At 40.7% G+C, this 17,974-nt stretch carries 12 protein-coding genes; 11 read left to right on the forward strand and 1 reads right to left on the reverse strand.

The window, feature by feature from the left end; genetic code table 11:
- Positions 1–91: 91 nt before the first annotated feature.
- On the reverse strand, positions 92–1,762 hold the full coding sequence (locus DP117_RS19060) for a DUF3352 domain-containing protein (protein WP_169219848.1): 1,671 nt from the start codon (positions 1,760–1,762) through the stop codon (positions 92–94).
- Between the two features lie 438 nt (positions 1,763–2,200).
- On the opposite strand from DP117_RS19060, the gene DP117_RS19065 reads away from it, so the two are divergent.
- The 11 genes from DP117_RS19065 (at position 2,201) to DP117_RS19115 (ending at position 17,970) form a co-directional block, all read left to right on the forward strand.
- Positions 2,201–4,969 (forward strand): M1 family metallopeptidase, encoded by a 2,769-nt coding sequence (locus tag DP117_RS19065; RefSeq protein WP_169219849.1) that lies wholly within the window; start codon positions 2,201–2,203, stop codon positions 4,967–4,969.
- Positions 4,970–5,564: 595 nt separating this feature from the next.
- Positions 5,565–6,782 (forward strand): glycosyltransferase family 4 protein, encoded by a 1,218-nt coding sequence (locus tag DP117_RS19070; RefSeq protein WP_169219850.1) that lies wholly within the window; start codon positions 5,565–5,567, stop codon positions 6,780–6,782.
- A gap of 228 nt (positions 6,783–7,010) precedes the next feature.
- On the forward strand, positions 7,011–8,201 hold the full coding sequence (locus tag DP117_RS19075) for a glycosyltransferase family 4 protein (protein WP_169219851.1): 1,191 nt from the start codon (positions 7,011–7,013) through the stop codon (positions 8,199–8,201).
- A 94-nt stretch (positions 8,202–8,295) separates the two neighbouring features.
- Positions 8,296–10,482 (forward strand): polysaccharide biosynthesis tyrosine autokinase, encoded by a 2,187-nt coding sequence (locus DP117_RS19080; protein WP_169219852.1) that lies wholly within the window; start codon positions 8,296–8,298, stop codon positions 10,480–10,482.
- Positions 10,483–10,484: 2 nt separating this feature from the next.
- On the forward strand, positions 10,485–11,957 hold the full coding sequence (locus tag DP117_RS19085) for an O-antigen ligase family protein (protein ID WP_169219853.1): 1,473 nt from the start codon (positions 10,485–10,487) through the stop codon (positions 11,955–11,957).
- Between the two features lie 79 nt (positions 11,958–12,036).
- Positions 12,037–13,029 (forward strand): methyltransferase domain-containing protein, encoded by a 993-nt coding sequence (locus tag DP117_RS19090; protein WP_169219854.1) that lies wholly within the window; start codon positions 12,037–12,039, stop codon positions 13,027–13,029.
- Between the two features lie 61 nt (positions 13,030–13,090).
- Entirely contained in the window at positions 13,091–14,152 is a 1,062-nt protein-coding gene (locus DP117_RS19095) for an acyltransferase (protein ID WP_169219855.1), read from the forward strand.
- 162 nt (positions 14,153–14,314) lie between these two features.
- A complete protein-coding gene (locus DP117_RS19100) occupies positions 14,315–15,505 on the forward strand; it encodes a glycosyltransferase (RefSeq protein WP_169219856.1) in 1,191 nt (396 codons plus the stop codon).
- Between the two features lie 14 nt (positions 15,506–15,519).
- On the forward strand, positions 15,520–16,503 hold the full coding sequence (locus DP117_RS19105) for a glycosyltransferase (protein ID WP_169219857.1): 984 nt from the start codon (positions 15,520–15,522) through the stop codon (positions 16,501–16,503).
- A gap of 201 nt (positions 16,504–16,704) precedes the next feature.
- Positions 16,705–17,664 (forward strand): glycosyltransferase family 2 protein, encoded by a 960-nt coding sequence (locus DP117_RS19110; RefSeq protein WP_169219858.1) that lies wholly within the window; start codon positions 16,705–16,707, stop codon positions 17,662–17,664.
- A 6-nt stretch (positions 17,665–17,670) separates the two neighbouring features.
- Entirely contained in the window at positions 17,671–17,970 is a 300-nt protein-coding gene (locus DP117_RS19115) for a hypothetical protein (RefSeq protein WP_169219859.1), read from the forward strand.
- Positions 17,971–17,974: the final 4 nt, after the last annotated feature.

The following is a 17,974-nucleotide window of genomic DNA, read 5'->3' on the forward strand; positions in this document are numbered from 1 at the left end:
ATATTCACGTAGCCAGGGGAGTGTCAATTCTTTTTCTCTCCCTCCCAACCTACGGTAAGCTGCGCTAACACTCCCTCACTCCCTCCCTCCCTCACTCCCTCACTCCCTCTTTTGGTTTCAGTGCAAGCAGCATCTCAACTTGGGTAGTTGTTTTGTCGGGGCTTGTAGCAGTCATACCCAAACCGCGAATCGAACTGATGACAGCAGTTGCTTCAGGAGTGATTGACTGCTGTTGTGCAGTGGCGAAACGATTTAATAAGGGTACAGCTTTGTCCATATCTAAGTAAAAATATCCACCGTTAGGTCTTTGCAGAGTGCTAGTAGTGGCTTTGAAGTTGTCACTGCTTTCTAAGGACTCGCCTTTGCGTTCTGCTAGTGTTTGAGCTATTGGACCACCAAAGGTGACAAATACGGAGTTATTATCTAGCCATCCGTGTGCTAATAAAGCTCCTTGTTGGGGAATTTGCCATTCAGTAATTTCTTTTCCACCGATACTTGTTTTTGCGACATTTACTGATTGTGCTTTCACAAAATCATCCAGTTTGTTGAGCGTGGCTTGGGCTGTTTTGCGATCGCTTGTGTGAAAAACTAACGCTCCTCCAAAACCAATCTGCGCCAACACACCTTGATTTGATGGAATCGCTGCAAAAGCGAATTCTCCATCCATCCACCCGAAAATCTCTTTATCCAGGTCAAGATTGACTAATTTCAGTTGTGCTCGAGTTTGTTCAATCGTAAACTTCAACTCAGGAGCTTCTTTTGATTGTTCCACAAGTGCTGACCACCAGTTGCTAATCCCCTTTCCGCTCATAAGAGCGATTGTATCAGCAGGAAATTGAGAAACTACCTTGGCAGAAGTATTTTGATACTGGTATTTAACCTGTGCTGGATCTAACTTGGCAACAGCTTTCATCCTGACACCCGCATTATCAATCCCTACACCTGCCACCATAGATTTGAGCTGCTTTAACTGCTTCATGGTTTCTGGAGGAATCGGTGTGTTGGGAGTTGCACTTATTTGTTTTACCATGCTGCCATAGTCAGGCACATAAATTTGTGCCAAAGTATTGTCTACATTCACACCGTTTGCCAGCATACTGTTTACACCTTCTTTACTTGCAAAGGAAGGTTCTCCTTTAAAAGTGTCAATTGCATGCTCTACAGCTTGCTTGTGAGAAGATCTCACAATATGGGTCGTATTTAAAACTGCAGTATAATTCTGTTCACCATTACCAGTTGTTTCAATAATCTTTTCGCCTTTGTAGTCAGTTTCCTGTACTTTTACACCTTTTTGTGCCTTGAATTTATTAGCAAAATTCAAAGCAGCTAATTTGTCCTTAATTCCAACTACCATCAAGACTTTCGGTTCTTGTACCGCTTGCGGAGTATTTTGTGCAACAGGTTTTACTGAACTTGAGGGTAGCATGGCAATCATGACACCACCTACCCAAGGTTTTAAATCTTTCTCATAAGAAATGCTATTGTCAGTGGATAGGTTTTTATTTAAATCTTCCAAACTTTTGGCGACTATCTTTTGTGCTTCTTGTGTGCCAAACTGCTCTAATTTCGCCCAAACTTTTGGCTCAGTAGAAATGTAAGTTGCTAAGACTGCTTCATCTGGTATGACTTTAGCAGCACTTAAAACACCAGAGATATCTCCGGACGGACCACCCTTAAAATACATATATGCTGCTATTCCTCCTGCCACAACAATGGCACTACCAACAGCAGGTATTAAAAACTTTGATCGACTTTCGGGCATTGTAAATATTCCCTTTTTCTTCAACACTGGAGGTTAGTAAAAACATCATTGTGGAATGTTCGGATTCATAATTTCTTTCAACTTATTTATCGAAATCCACGGATGAAATTGTCAATTCTCATAAACTATGAGTATAATAGCGCTCTAAGTAATATTCAAAAGCGTCAAGAACAAATCCACAAATGATATTGTTCTTTATCTGAAAAATATATACCTTTTGGTAGGAGCAAGCTATTCTAAGCTATATAAAACCATCGGTGTATGATTACAGAACTTTAATCGCTTAGACGCAAAACGCTGTATGTGTTTTGATGACAACAGTGTACAAAATCTTCAGGGTGTATCGTAGGTTGACGTGGGGATGACACGCGAGCAAGCTGTTTTTCCTTACAACATCCATGAGGAATTTTCAGGGTTACCAAGATACAGTAAACATCAATGTCGCAGTCTTGTTTTGATACAAAAAATAATCGGTATAAATCTTTTGAGTTACCTGGGGCAAAACCGCACTACAATCCTGATCGTCCTGGACAAGTAGAGCATATTTTTCTAGACCTCAGCCTGGATATCGTTAACAAAAGGTACAATGGAAGTTGTAGCATAACACTCAAACCAATCCGCAACAGTGTTGACCATTTAAATTTAGATGCTGTCAACTTAAACATCGAATCCGTACAGGTGGATGGAAAAGCACAAAAGTTTGAGTACGATGGGCAACAGTTATCTATCCAACTCGAATCACCTACAGAGGTTAACAAGTCCATTGTAATTGTCATTGCTTACTCAGTAGACAAACCACAACGCGGTCTTTATTTTATCCAACCAGACAAACACCATCCTCATAAACCTTTCCAAGTTTGGACTCAAGGAGAAGACGAAGACTCTCGGTTTTGGTTCCCTTGCTTTGACTATCCTGGACAACTCTCTACTTCTGAAATTCGCGTTCGTGTCCCCAAACCCTTGATAGCAATTTCTAACGGCGAACTGATTGCGACAGAAGAACAAGGTGACGACCAAATCTATCACTGGTCACAGCAGCAAGTTCATCCAACTTATTTAATGACTTTAGCTGTTGGTGAGTTTGCCGAAATTCGTGATCAGTGGAATGGTATACCTGTCACATACTACGTTGAAAAAGGTCGCCAAGAAGATGCCAAACGTAGTATGGGCAAAACTCCTCAGATGATAGAGTTTTTGAGCGAAAAATACGGCTATCCATACCCTTACCCTAAATACGCTCAAGTTTGTGTTGACGACTTCATCTTTGGGGGAATGGAAAATACTTCTACAACGCTGTTAACTGATCGATGTTTGCTGGATGAAAAAGCAGCATTAGATAACCGCAATACAGAAAGTTTGGTTGTCCACGAACTGGCGCACCAGTGGTTTGGTGATTTGGTGGTGATTAAGCATTGGTCGCATGCTTGGATTAAGGAGGGGATGGCTACTTACTCCGAAGTTCTCTGGACAGAGCATGAATATAGTGCTCAAGAAGCAGCGTACTATCGTTTACAGGAGGCTCGTAGTTATCTGGCTGAAGATGGTGCTCGCTATCGCCGTCCAATGGTCACGCATGTTTATCGGGAAGCTATTGAGCTTTATGATCGCCATATCTACGAAAAAGGGTCATGTGTCTATCACATGATTCGCTCAGAATTGGGAGAAGAATTGTTTTGGAAAGCAATTCAGACGTTTGTACAGGATAATGCCCACAGAACTGTAGAAACAGTTGATTTATTACGAGCGATTGAAAAAGCAACTGGGCGTAACTTTTTATTTCTTTTTGACCAGTATGTCTATCGAGGTGGTCATCCTGATTTTAAGGTAGCTTACTCTTGGGATGGAGATAGCAAGCTGGCTAAAATCACAGTGACTCAAACCCAAGCAGATGCTGGAAATAGTAGTGATTTATTTGACTTAAAAATCCCTATCGGTTTTGGGTACGCCAAGCAAGAGGACATCCCTCCGGAGAATTCAAAATCACCGCTAGCGCAGCGTGTCCTCCGGGCACAGATTGGAGTCTCCTCCGGAGACGCTGCGCGAACGGAGGAAACTTCCGCTCCAACTTCTCTCAAAATTCAAAATTCAAAAGTTGAAATCACTCGCTCATCCTCCTCATCCCCCTCACTCCTGGCGTCTACTAAGTTTAAAACTTTTACAGTCCGAGTGAATGAACAGGAACAAAGTTTTTACTTTCCTCTTGAGGAAAAACCTCAATTCGTCAGCTTTGATGTCGGAAATAACTTTCTAAAAACGGTGTCTCTGGAATATCCAGTACCAGAGTTGAAAGCACAGCTCGAATTTGATCCCGATCCCATCTCCCGCATCATAGCAGCGGAAGCTTTGGCGAAAAAAGGGGGTTTAGAGGCGCTAAAAGCATTGTCAGCAGCACTAAAAAATGAGTCTTTCTGGGGTGTACGTGTCGAAGTCGCTAAACAACTCGCAGAAATAAAACTGGATCAAGTCTTTGATGAGTTGGTTGTTGGTTTAGAGGATAAAAATTCTTACGTGCGGCGTGCTGTAGTGGAAGCACTTGGAAAAATCAAAACTCATCAAAGCTACAAAGCGTTAAAAGAACTTTTGGAAGTGGGTGATCCTAGCTATTATGTAGAAGCCACAGCAGCTCGTGTTGTAGGAACGATCGCAGCCCAAACAACAGAAGACAAACCTAAGGAAGAAAAAGTCATCAAGCTGTTAAAATCCATTTTGGAAAAAAAAGCGGGTTGGAATGAGGTTGTACGCAGTGGTGCGATCGCAGGTCTTGCTGAACTCAAAACCTCAGAAGCCGCTTTAAATCTCTTGATGGAATACACTCACCTTGGTGTACCACAACCTTTGCGTTTAGCTGCTATTCGCGCCCTTGGAAAAATTTCTGTTGGTCAAAATAGTGCCAATGTGGAATCGATTTTAGAGCGATTGACAGAAATTTCTAAAGAAACTTTCTTTTTAACTCAAATATCTGTGGTCACAGCCCTTGGACAAATGGAAAATCCCAAAGCGATTGGGATTTTACAAGCCTTGGCTGACCAAACGCCAGATGGGCGTGTGCGTCGCTATGCTGAGGAAGAGATTTTCAAAGTGCAAAATAACATTGGTTCTGAAAAGGCGCTTCGTCAGTTACGTTCTGAAGTTGACCAACTTAGACAACAAAACCAAGAACTTAGAAGTCGCCTAGAAAACTTGGAAGCAAAATCTAAATCGTCATAGATACAATAGCGCTTCCAAGTTACGTACTGACTGATTGACTTCTCCCTGGGCTAAGAAGCGCAGTTTTTCAGTCGTTTCATCAAGCAGGGATTGGACGTAGACAGAATATGTTTACGTCTTTTTTTTACAATTTAGATTTATTAAGTTTTTGTAAAATATCTCTACAATCTTTATTTATGTATAAAAGCGACTAGGATATCATAAATTTGATGCTTTAAGGATAAAATTTATACTATGAGTGTAAAGATTTCATGAAGATTGAATTTTGGAAGTAAAAATTGCCTTCAGAAATATTACGATTTGATAGGTGTAATTAAGCTCAGGTGTAAAAATCACATACAAACTATGTGCATTTTTAAAAGGTGGAAAACTGTCTATGTGTTTGTACGAAAGTTGTAATATATCTCACAATGTGTAAATATGATACTGAGATTTAGAACAAGTTCACTCTGATGATTATGACTATCGGAGGAATGCAGACACTGTTATATATATTTAATCTGTAGGAGGGAGTTTTAAACTTTTTTGAGTAAGTGTTTTTTGATAATTAAAAAACATTTGAGCTTTTGTACTTAAGTTATGCAGGGTAGTTGCCATGCGTAAGCCTGTTCTCACGATTTTTTACCAGTTCAATCCTTGGAACGCGACAATCGGAGGTATACAAACACTCATTAAAACGTTCATCAAATACGCTCCAAGCGAATTTGAGGTAAGACTTGTAGGAACATGTGTCGATTCAAAAAAGCCTGTTGGTGAATGGCAACAAGCAGAATTTGCAGGTAGAGAAATTAGTTTTTTGCCTTTATTGACACTACAAAATGACAATGTCCGAAGTTTGATACCAACAACGCTCAAATATACTGCGGCTCTTTTAGGGCGTTGCTTTGCTTCTGACTTTATGCACTTTCATCGGATAGAGCCAACAATTGCAACTCTCAATTGGCAAGGAGAGAAAACTCTGTTTATCCACAACGATATACAGACGCAAATGCAAGCCAAAGGTGATAAGAATGCAATTCTTTGGCGAAGATATCCCGCCGCATATTTTGCATTAGAAAGTTTGTTAGTTCGCCAATTTAGCCAAATTCTCTCGTGTAATACTGATGCAGCGCAATTATATAAGCAGCGTTATCCTAAGTTGCAAGACCGCATTGCGTACATCAAAAATTCTTTTGACAATGGAGTTTTTTACCCATTAACAAAAGATGAACGGGAAGTAAAAAGGCGAGAACTGGCGTCTCGGTTAGGTGTTGATGAGCAGACTCGCTTTATGTTATTTGCTGGTCGGCTTCATCCTCAAAAAGACCCAATTCTTCTGGTACGTGCATTTGCGAGTTTAAACGAGCCTGGTATTCACTTACTCATAGCGGGAGATGGCGAGTTAGGAGCAGAAGTCCGTGCGGAAATTGCAAGATTGGGATTGTTGAATAAAGTAACGATGCTGGGAGCAGTTACCCAAGATACACTTGCACAGCTCCATCGTGTCTGCAATGTCTTTGTCCTCAGCAGCGCATACGAAGGTCTACCTTTAGTGGTTCTTGAAGCGCTAGCGAGTGGGACTCCGGTCGTAACGACTCAATGTGGTGAAACCCCAAAATTACTAAGTGCTGATAGTGGGGTTGTTTGTTCTGAACGAACGCCTGCGTGCATAGCAGATGCTTTACGCAAAGTACTGCAGCATCCAGGAGATTATCCAACAGAGTCTTGCGTGCGGATTGCAAAACCTTATGCAGCTCGTACTGTTGTTCAGCAAGTTTACAGCGAAATGTTACATCGCTGGGAACAGCGGAATAGCATTGCTATTCAAGTATAAATATCAACTCGCTGTCAAAACAACAACTCACAAACATCAAAGACAAAAAAAATTATAGTTATCAGGGAGAGACAATGCTTTTTTAGACTCAGGAAAATTGAAACAAAGAAACGGAGCTTTTTTGTGTTCCCGCCTGCTGTGTTCTTGCTTCAATTCATGTAAAAAAACGTAACAAAGTTTCAATTTGTACACCCTTTTCCAGAGCAAAACTAGCACGACTAAACTCGTATGAAAATTGCTGTTATCGGTACAAAAGGTCTACCTCCCAAGCAGGGTGGCATAGAGCACTACTGTGCAGAAGTCTATCCTCGTATGGTGAAGCAGGGACACTCTGTTGATTTATTTGCCCGCTCTTCTTACACTGACTGTTCTTGGCAAGACCCTTATGACTACGAAGGTGTCAAAGTGATGTCGTTGCCGAGTTTGAGTTTAAGAGGAGTGGATGCTTTTGTGACTTCGGCACTCGGAGCGATCGCAGCCTCTGCTACAAAATACGATATCATTCATTTCCATGCCCTTGGTCCATCCTTGTTTACTTGTTTACCAAAACTTATTAGTAATGCAAAGATTGTGGTAAGTTGTCAGGGCTTAGATTGGCAACGTGCTAAATGGGGCAGTTTTTCAACTCGTATCATCCAAATGGGAGAAAAAGCTGCAGTTCGTTTCGCTCACGGGTTGATAGTTGTATCTAATGTGCTCCAAACCTACTTTTTAGACACTTATGGTAGGAACACAGTCTACATCCCGAATGCGCCAGCGAGATATGGTGAGTCAGATCCCAATTTTAGTTATGGGACTCAACTAGGTCTTGAGCAAAAGCGCTATCTTTTGTTTTTGGGCAGAGTTGTACCAGAAAAGCGTCCCGACTTGCTAGTTGACGCCTTTAGTGCCTTGAATCCTGTTGGATGGAAACTTGTGATCGCTGGTGGTGTGAGCGATACGAAATTATTCACTTCACAACTATTAGAAAAGGTTGCAAATAACCCAAATATTGTTTTTGCAGGCGAACTTCGGGGACAACGTCTTTGGGAAATAGTCCGGGGAGCAGGGTTATTTGTTCTTCCTTCTGATGTCGAAGGACTCCCTCTTGCAATGTTAGAAGCAATGCAGGAAGAGGTACCAGTTGTCGCAAGCGATATTCCGCCTCACAAGCAATTAATTAGTGGAGGTCGGGGAAGGCTGTTTGAAGCAGGAAACCTGACTTCTTGTGTTCGCACCTTAGATTGGGCAATCAATCACCCAGAAGAACTAAGAGCGATGGCTGTGCATGCAAAAAGGCACGTACAACTAAACTATAGCTGGGATCACATCACTTGTGAAACCTTAAAACTTTACACGACACTTTTGAACTCACCCGAACCAGTTCGTATTTACGAACAACAACAAACTGGACTTGCTGAAGTTTTGAGCAAAAAATAGATAGTAAGAGTAGTCATATGTCATTAGTCAAAAGTTCAAATTTTTATGAGTGATGACTGATGACTTATGACTCATCAAACAAGAGGGATAGGTGATGGAAAAAGGAATATCCACTGTACTAGCAGTGATGAAGCGGCGAAGTCTTCCCGCAATAGCTGCATTTGTTGCTGTAATTGGTGGGGCGATCGCCTACCTTGCGGTTACCCCAAGTAAGTACGAAGCTTATGCGCGACTGATGCTGGATGACAAAAGAGTCAGTGTCTCAGAATTAGGTCGTGATTTGACTCAAGTGTCCGCAAACGCACCAGGAATTAGTCCCTTAGCTGACCAAGCAGAACTCATCAAATCGCAACGTGTTCTCGAACGAGCGATTGCTATTGCTTTTCCCCAGACAAAAGGTGATGTCTCTCAAAGTCCTGTATCAACTGCAGAACTCAGTTATAATTTAAAAGTCAAAAATGTCCCAGCAACCAATATTCTTGAGTTGAGTTATCAATCTCGAGACCCTCAGCTTGCTGCGAAGATCCTCAATGCGATTTCTAAGGCGATGGTTGAGGAGAACAAGGAAGCCATCAGTTTAGAGGCGAAAAACGTACGGGTATTTTTGAAAACAAAACAATTACCTGAGGCGGAGAATCTTCTCAAAGGTGCTGAACAGAAAGAAAAGAAATACAAACAAGACAACGATATTGTTTCCGTTGAAGAACAAACAAAAAGCTTAGTGCAGAGTATAGCTGCTGTGGAAGACAAAGAGCGTACTCTGTCTGCTCAACTTCAAGAGATAGAAGCAAAAGACGAAGACTTGCGGAAAATTACTAATACTGCAAACCCGAACAATGCTTATTCATCAGTTCGCAGGGGACAAGACGATGAAATCAAGAGGTTACGAGCTAAGTTATCAGAACTAGATAATAAGCTCATCGAAGCTCGTTCGCGCGGGACAGAGGAGAATCCAACTGTTATCAGATTGGTTGAAGAACGGAACGCCTTGGATGCAGTTTTATCAGAACAACTCAAGCGCGTGTCTCCTAATGATCAAAGTGTTTCCACAAACAATTTCGCAGGCGATCAACTCTCTCAAGACCTGAACTCTAAACTTGTCCTCAATAATATCGAAAAGTCTGCAGTCAGTAAGAGCCTGAAAGATTTACAAGACAAGAAAAAAGACCTCCAAAGGCGTCTTGAAGAATTACCCCGTAAACAGCAAGAACTGACTGTACTCACTCGGGAACGGGAAGCAGCTGCAGCATCTCTAAAGTTCCTACAAGGCAAACTTGAACAAGCACAGCTGACAGAAGCACAACAGGTCAGCAATATTCGTGAGATCGAAAAAGCTGTAGTACCATCATCACCATCTGAGCCAAAGCAGAAAGTCATATTAGCACTTGCTTCTGTTTTTGGAAGTATGCTAGCCGTTGGCATTGTCTTACTTTTAGAGGTGATGGATAATACACTACGTGATGCTGCCGAAGCCGAGGAACTACTACAGCTATCATTGCTGGGAATCTTACCACGTCTACCTGGTAAGACGCTTGTTCTTGAGCCAGCCAGTCGATTCCTAGATAATATGGACTTGGTTGAACCTTACCGCACACTCTTCAAAACTTTAGAGTTTCGTAGCTCGAAACAATTGCGGGTGATTGTTGTCAGTAGTACTATATCTGGAGAAGGTAAATCAGTCGTCGCATCACACCTTGCTGCCGTTGCAGGTATGCTATCTTGGCGGACATTAATGATTGATGCAGATTTACGAAGACCAACCCAGCACACACTGTTCAACATCGCACCTGGTCCGGGGATGACAGAAGTATTAGAAGGAAATGTATCCTTACTGGATGCTGTGCAGCCAACAGATATTGAGAACTTAGATGTCTTGACTTGTGGCGAATTACACGGACGTCCCTCGCAATTGCTAGAATCAATCGCGATGAAGTCTCTAATGGCAGAAGCTGCTGAAAATTACGATTTGGTGATTATAGACACACCTCCCTTAACTGCTTGTGCTGATGCTGCAACATTAGCTCAAGAAGGTGATGGAGTCATGCTGATAACACGTCCAGGCTTCACCGATAAAGAAGTTCTCTCAAGATGTGTATGGGATTTAACACAAAATCGGATACCTATACTGGGAGTTGTGGTGAATGGAATGACACAATTGACACCACAAAAATACCGTTATCCTATTCCTGGTTACCAGCCTCGACTACCCAAGCCGGCCAAGCAATTGATTGGTGCAGGAGAAAATGCTAAAAATTATGGAAATCGTATGAGGCACAAGTAACAATGTTGACCAAACAACTCTCAAGTCGTTCTTCTCGTCTGGGACTCTTGGTTGGGTTAGCAGGTGTGGTGGTTGGTTTGGTAATCGGGTTCTTGATAGGAAGCACCAAACCTCTTTACTTGGGCTTGGCTTTGGGTATAATACCGTTTCTTTTTTACTTTTTTACTCAGTTTGAACAAGTTGTTCTCGGACTTTTAGTTTTACGGACTTCTCTGGATCCTTTCTCTGGGCAGCAAATACCAGCTATATTTGCTCTGGGGCTAGATGTCCTCGCTATACTTTACGTAACAGTGATGTTACTGAGAAGGAAAACTGTACAGACTGACCGCTTTTACTGGTTCTTTGCTGGTTGGATGCTCTTACAGGGTTTTTGGGTAGTCCTCCTTTTTTTAGGAGGGTTGGGATTAAGTGCTGGATATTTGTCAGATAGCATCCGTGAATGGATTCGTCTTTTTTCATGGCTGATGGTTTATCTGTTGGTGATGCAGCTTAAAGACCGAGTTCCTCCTCAGAAAGTGATTTCTGTGCTGTTCTTAGCTCTAGTGGCACCAGTCGTGGTAGGGTTGATGCAAATGTTCCTACCCTCTATTTTACCCTCTTTTCTCTCAGCGCAGAATTATGATGCTGGTTCAATATCATCTGAAGGTTTTCGCATCAAAGGGACAATCGGTCACCCCAATGGCTTTGTAACTTTGCTGTTGCTATTTATTGGTTTAACTTGGTGGAAACTCAAGCAATCAAGACAAAGCTTTGTGTGGTTGTTGTTGCTAGGTTTACTAGCATTTTTTTATGTGAGTACCAAAGCATTATTTGGCTTGATGATGATTGCGACTTTTGTTTTCGTTTTGGTTGCTCCCAGATTAAACCCAGTTAACCTCATCGGTGGAATTTTATTTGTCGTGCTAGTGCTAGGACTATTTGCAAGTACAGAGTTTGGACGAGAACGTCTGAGTTCACTCGCTAACACACCGCTACTCAATCCGGATATCGATGTATCACGAGCCATTCTACTTTCTCAAAGCGACAACAATAGTTTTAACTGGCGAATTTCTCAATGGTATACATTGCTAAATTCTTGGCGTCAGCATCCCATTTTAGGTTACGGTTTAGGATTGAGTATCAATGTAGCCAGTAATAGATTGCTTCCTCACAATGATTACGTCCGAGCATTGGTAGAAGGTGGAATACTTGGTTTTATGACTTTTTTGGTGTTTCTTGTGGCTCAAAGTATACGTCTGATCCAGCTGATGCTATCAACACCTTCTGGGAGTGCTCAACGTGACTTATGTTCAATCTTGTTCGCGATTTCTCTGGCGATACCCGTCGGGATGATTACGGAAAACATCTGGAGTCATACGACTCTGTTTTTTTATTGGTTCACTCTGATGGCGATCGCAGGGTGGAACTGGAATGAACAGACTGTTGTAGACACAAGCGTTGTGATGTCGCTGAGTCCTCCAGGATGTATGAAGTGATGAACTACAGAGGACATAGACAATTGCACGACTCAATTATAGTTGCTATTTTTTTTGAAATAGTTAAAAAACCTAAATTATGAATACCGAACTGAAAACAAAATCTGACACGAAACTGACAGAAAATACTCAAAAACTGCTTTGCTGTCCGGTTTGCCAGTCTCAATTGGAATTAGTTAACTCGCATTTAGAATGTAAAAATTCTCAATGCAAAGCCTCTTTTCCGATTATTTCTAAAATTCCTATTTTGATAAATGACTCGTCTAGTGTGTTTTCTATTAGTGATTATCTAGATAATAAAATCTCTACTCTCAAACCAAAATCAAAATTAGAAAGACTGTTGATAAATTTGGTACCAGGAATTAATCTCAATCTCAAATCAAAAACAAATTTTCAAAAATTTGTCCAACTCCTCCTTAAGGAAAATAAAAGTCCAAGGGTTTTGATCATCGGAGGTAGCGTCGTTGGTCAAGGAATAGAACCTTTGTTGTTAGTTCCTGAAATTGAACTTATTGAGACAGACGTCGCTTTTGGTGACCGTATATCAGTCATAAGTGATGCCCACAATATTCCTTTTGTAGATAGTTCATTTGATGGCGTTGTCGTACAAGCGGTCCTTGAACATGTTGTAGATCCAAACCGTTGTGTAGAAGAAATTCATCGAGTCTTAAAACCTAATAGTTTAGTTTATTCCGAAACTCCATTTATGCAACAAGTACACTTAGGAAAATATGATTTTACTCGCTTTACTCATTTAGGACATCGGCGATTATTCCGAAAGTTTGAAGAAATTGATAGTGGTGCAGTCTGTGGACCAGGAATGGCATTAGCTTGGTCATATCAATACTTCCTTTTAAGTTTTGTTAAGAAACAACTTGCTAGAGGATTAGTGAAGGTTTTTGCTAGAGTCACATCGTTTTGGTTGAAGTATTTTGACTACTACCTTATTAATAAACCTGGTACGTTTGATTCCGCATCAGGATATTATTTTTTGGGTAAAAAGAGTGAAAAAATTCTTTCTGACCAAGATTTAATAACACTTTATAGAGGAACTCAGTCCAGTTCTTTTTAAAAGAAAAAACTCAATTTTACCTTACCACAAGATTTGATTCTGATGTTGCTGTAAGAATTTTATGTCAGCTAAAAGACTAAATCTCATTCAAGTTTTTCGAGGATTAGCAGCAGTACTCGTCGTATTTGCCCATACAGACCTCATCTATAACCAGAATTTAAATCAAGATTTTTTATTTAAAATAACCACTTTTGGAGGCTCAGGTGTAGATTTTTTCTTTGTCTTAAGTGGTTTTATCATGTTTTATATTCATCAAAAGGATATAGGTCGTCAAGAGAAATTAGGAATATTTTTGTTTAAACGCTTTACACGCGTTTACCCACTCTATTGGGTCATCTTAACCAGCAAAATTGTTGTATCTTTCATTTTGTCTGAGAACTCTAACATCAAGGATGTTGGTGTTGGGGAGTTTATCAAAGCTTTTCTACTTTTTCCCCAAGACAGAGGAATTCTCTCATCCACCTTTCTGGGAGTCAGCTGGACACTTAGTTTTGAAATTTTCTTTTACCTGATGTTTGGAATTTTGATTTTGTTGAAACCTAAGTTTTCTTTTCCAATCATTATTGCTTGGTTATCAGTTGTCTTTTTTCATTTTCTTGGTGTCATGAAATTTCCTCAAGATAATATCTTACTTCAATTTGTGTTTTCTGAATACAATCTAGAATTTGTCTTAGGTTGTTTAGCTGCCTATACTTTGTTAAACAAAAAAATAAACAATGGAATGTCATTCCTATGTGTAGGAATTTTCCTGTATACCTTATCAGCTATCGATTATTACTATAAAATTCTCGGAGTTTCATCTGTGATTACATTCGGCATTGCTTGTACATTTCTTGTTCTAGGCGGTGCTTGTTTGGATCTGAGAAAAACGGTTAATGTCCCGACTTTTCTTTTGTTTTTAGGCGATGCATCATACTCTATCTATCTGGCACATGGTTTTTTGATCAACAATATAACAAAAACTTTGAATCAATTCCCATTGGATGTTTTTAAAAACCTAGTCTTGTCAAGTGTTTTAGGATTCATCATTACTATCATAGCTATCACTTTTGGGTGTTTTCTATATTTGTATGTTGAAAAACCATTGCTCATATTTTTCAAACCAAAAGCCGTGACAACATAAGTAAGTCGGCATTAATAAATCCTGTTGAGTAGCGCTTAAGCGCCACTACAAGCCGAATTCTTGACTTTTACATTTAGTAACATAGATTGGTTTATTCTCGCCTTTCTACTTAGCCAAATTAGTTTCCTAAATTTTTTTCGTTGCTTATAGAGTCGTTTAAGAATGAGCCAACAAACTCTGAACTCCACGAATAACGCCCAATTAAACACCAGAGGTGAGCGACTCTACCGAGTTGTTTTAGTCCATCCTAGCACCGGAGTGAACTGGAGTGGTGGAGCAGAAATTGTGGCTATTGAACTTGCTCGCCGTCTGAGTTCCTACTTTGAAGTTGAACTGCTTAGCGGCGCTGATTGTGGATCTTTTAGCCGCCCTATTCCATGTATTCCCCGTTCCCACGCTTATCATGCTGTGCGTCACCCTCTGGTTGCTCCTATACTGGGTAAAATCTCAACTCCTGAGATTGTGGTGGAACATCTAACCAGTTTTTTCCCTTGCTTATTCCATTTGCTTAGGCGTCCAGCTGATCTCATTTTTCCTCACAATGATTATGGTGGATTGGTAATGGCTGCTTGTGTTAGAGCACTAACAGGTACACCGATACTCTTTACTGAACACAATAGTTTACATGCAGATGGGAAATGTTTGCAGCGGAATCTTCGCTTTCGTCCAAATCACCTCGTCGTGTTAAATGAAGCAACAGCCGCATTCGCCCATAATTTGAAACCGACGCAACCAACAAGTGTCATTCCCAATGGTGTGAATCTTGACCGATTTACACCACAAGGGACAGCTATCAATCTTGATTTACCAAAACCAATAGCGCTATGTGTCAGTAGTTTAAGTCGCAAGAATCACAAGCGAGTTGAATTAGCCATTCAAGCAGTAGCTCGCTTACCTCATGTTAGTCTTTTTATATGCGGAGATGGACCGGATCGTGCTTACTTTCAAGCGTTGGGAGATGAGTTGCTCGGATCACAACGGTTTGCTATTAAAACTTTCCCTCATGACCAGATGCCTGAAGTTTACCGCAGTGCGGATGTCTTTACACTCCCTTCTATTAACGAACCATTCGGGCTTGTCTACTTAGAAGCTATGGCTAGCGGGTTACCTGTTGTTGCTACTGATGACGAGATGCGGCAATATCTTGTCAGTGATAGTGGTATTTTATGTGATGTTACAAAACAGGATATTTACGCAAGCGCCATCAAAGACGCGCTGAGTGCTGATTGGAGTCTAAGTCCAAGACAGAATGCTGCTCGCTTTAGTTGGGATGCTATGGCACAGCGTTATCGGGATGTGATTTTAGAAACAATTTTGCAGTCCAAGAAAGAAATGTCGTTACCAACTTATTGATACAAGAGGGTTATATGCCGAAAGTTTCTGTGATTATCCCAGCGTACAATGCGATCGCCTACTTAAAAGAAGCCGTAGAAAGTGTTCTCAAGCAGACATTCACAGATTTTGAAATCTTAATTGTTGATGATGGAAGTTCTGATGGAACCGTAGAGTGGGTTTCTCAAATAAAAGATCCACGAGTTCGATTGATTTCACAACAAAACCAAGGTTCATCAGGGGCACGTAACACAGGAATTACTGCTGCTAGTGGAGAGTATATCGCGCTTTTGGATGCTGATGATATCTGGGAACCAACCAAACTAGAAAAGCAAGTACGACACCTGGAAGAAAACCCATCAGTCGGTTTGGTAGATACGTGGACAGTTTTAATCAACCAACAAGGCAAGTCTACAGGAAGAGTTGTTGTTTCGCACGCAGAGGGAGACGACGTATGGAAACAACTTGTCCAGTTTAAAACAGTATGCGCTTGTGATAGTACACCTTTGATTCGTCGCAGTTGTTTTGAAACGGTAGGGTTATTTAACCGAGAATTACCATTTCTTGAAGATTTAGATATGTGGATTCGCCTTGCTGCGCGATATCGTTTTGCAGTCATTAAAGAAGTTTTAGTTCGCTATCGTCAACATCCGGGGAGTAAGTCTACAAATTGTCAAGGAACTTTGGAGGCTTTTCGTACAATCGTTGAAAAAGCTTTTGAATCGGTTCATTCAGATTTCTTACCTTTAAGAGAAAGAGGATATGGTCGTATTTATCTGTACTTAGCTTGGAGAGCTATTAATAATAGAGATTATGAGCAAGCGGTGCAGTTTAATCGTCAGGCGATCGCTCATCGTCCACTCTTTATTTTTTCTTGGGACTTCATCCGCCAAACCATAGCTTTGACACTCTTGAAAAAGTTCGGGCATCAAACCTATGATAAGGCGAAAACATTTATCCAAGCACTGCGGCGACAAAGATCAACGAATAATGGGCAATGGGGAATAGGAAATAGTTAGTAGAAAGATGAGGGAGTAAGGCATAATTTCTTACGTTTCCTCCTACTCTTTCTACTACAGCAATCTTAGATAAGTCGTGAATAAAAAAGAAAAACGAACCGCCAAGGCGCAAAGAACGCAAAGAAAAGAAAGAGAAGAGAAAATAAAGTTTCAGTGGTTCGTTCCAAAAAGTGAGTCTATTCAATGAAAGAGTTCAAAACTATGTCCAAAGTTACTGTTATTATTCCGGCATATAATGCCATGAAGTATCTCCCGGAAACAGTGGAGAGTGTTTTGAATCAGACACTGACTGATTTTGAAGTCTTGATTATTAATGATGGCAGTTCTGATGGAATTGTTGAATGGGCTTCTCAAATCACAGACTCGCGAGTCAGACTTATTTCCCAAGAAAATCAAGGCACAGCTGCGGCAAGAAATAAGGGTATTGTTGAGTCTAAAGGTGAATATATCGCTTTCTTGGATGCTGATGATATTTGGGAACCAACTAAGTTAGAAAAACAAGCTCAATGCTTGGATAATAATCCTTTGGTGGGTTTAGTTGATGCTTGGACAGCTTTTATAGATGAAAATAGCAAGCCCACAGGTATAGTGATGACACACAATAGCGAGGGTGATGTTTACAAGAAGGTTGTGGAAGTTTGTGATAGCACGGTGTGTTGTGGAAGTTCACCCATGATACGCCGTTCTTGTTTCGATACTTTGGGTTTGTTTGACCGGGAGAGCTATATTGAAGATGTTGATATGTGGATACGCATTGCAACTTGCTATCACTATGGAGTCGTCAAAGAAGTTTTAGTAAAGTATCGTCAGCACCCAAGCAACAAATCAAAAGATTGCGAATCAATGTTAAGAGGTTTTCGTCAGTTAATTGAGAAAACCTATCGTTCTTTGCCTACAGAAATTTTACATCTTAGACCCCGAAGCTATGGTCGATTGTATGTTTATCTAGCTTGGAAATCGATGGATACTAAAGATTATAAACAGGGTTTTCATTACACTCAGCAAGCATTTGCATTGTATCCTCAACTCATTTTTCAGTTGTGGTATCTTCGCTTATATGTAGCGATTGCAATCATAAGATTGCTTGGGCCTCAAAAATACGATCAAATACGGTCTTTTAATCATAATATACGCCGACGTTTGTTAGCTCTTACAACATGATTGAGAATGAATATGGGAATTATTGAGCCTCACAAAGACGGGTTTTTAGAAATTATCCCTGAAGGTGAGGGTAGCGATTATTGGCAGATTGCTGCAATCCACATCAGTGGAGAAGTTTTTTGTCCTAGCCCTCGTATTTATCCTTCAACAAATGTTGCGATCGCCAAAGCGCGGCGAATTTTTGATTGGATATACAATCATGAGATAGAAACTCTCGGCTGGGGATGCTATTGTCAAGAATTCAAGATGACCTTGTGGCGTCAACCCAAATCGTATCCTAGTTGTTCATTATCCCCCACATTTTGAGGGT

Source organism: Brasilonema sp. UFV-L1 (assembly GCF_012912105.1).
GTDB lineage: Bacteria > Cyanobacteriota > Cyanobacteriia > Cyanobacteriales > Nostocaceae > Brasilonema.

Coding starts and splice junctions, on each gene's coding strand:
- DP117_RS19060 (WP_169219848.1), bottom strand. CDS start 1,762: ATGCCCGAAAGTCGATCAAAGTTTTTAATACCTGCTGTTGGTAGTGCC.
- DP117_RS19065 (WP_169219849.1), top strand. CDS start 2,201: ATGTCGCAGTCTTGTTTTGATACAAAAAATAATCGGTATAAATCTTTT.
- DP117_RS19070 (WP_169219850.1), top strand. CDS start 5,565: ATGCGTAAGCCTGTTCTCACGATTTTTTACCAGTTCAATCCTTGGAAC.
- DP117_RS19075 (WP_169219851.1), top strand. CDS start 7,011: ATGAAAATTGCTGTTATCGGTACAAAAGGTCTACCTCCCAAGCAGGGT.
- DP117_RS19080 (WP_169219852.1), top strand. CDS start 8,296: ATGGAAAAAGGAATATCCACTGTACTAGCAGTGATGAAGCGGCGAAGT.
- DP117_RS19085 (WP_169219853.1), top strand. CDS start 10,485: ATGTTGACCAAACAACTCTCAAGTCGTTCTTCTCGTCTGGGACTCTTG.
- DP117_RS19090 (WP_169219854.1), top strand. CDS start 12,037: ATGAATACCGAACTGAAAACAAAATCTGACACGAAACTGACAGAAAAT.
- DP117_RS19095 (WP_169219855.1), top strand. CDS start 13,091: ATGTCAGCTAAAAGACTAAATCTCATTCAAGTTTTTCGAGGATTAGCA.
- DP117_RS19100 (WP_169219856.1), top strand. CDS start 14,315: ATGAGCCAACAAACTCTGAACTCCACGAATAACGCCCAATTAAACACC.
- DP117_RS19105 (WP_169219857.1), top strand. CDS start 15,520: ATGCCGAAAGTTTCTGTGATTATCCCAGCGTACAATGCGATCGCCTAC.
- DP117_RS19110 (WP_169219858.1), top strand. CDS start 16,705: ATGTCCAAAGTTACTGTTATTATTCCGGCATATAATGCCATGAAGTAT.
- DP117_RS19115 (WP_169219859.1), top strand. CDS start 17,671: ATGAATATGGGAATTATTGAGCCTCACAAAGACGGGTTTTTAGAAATT.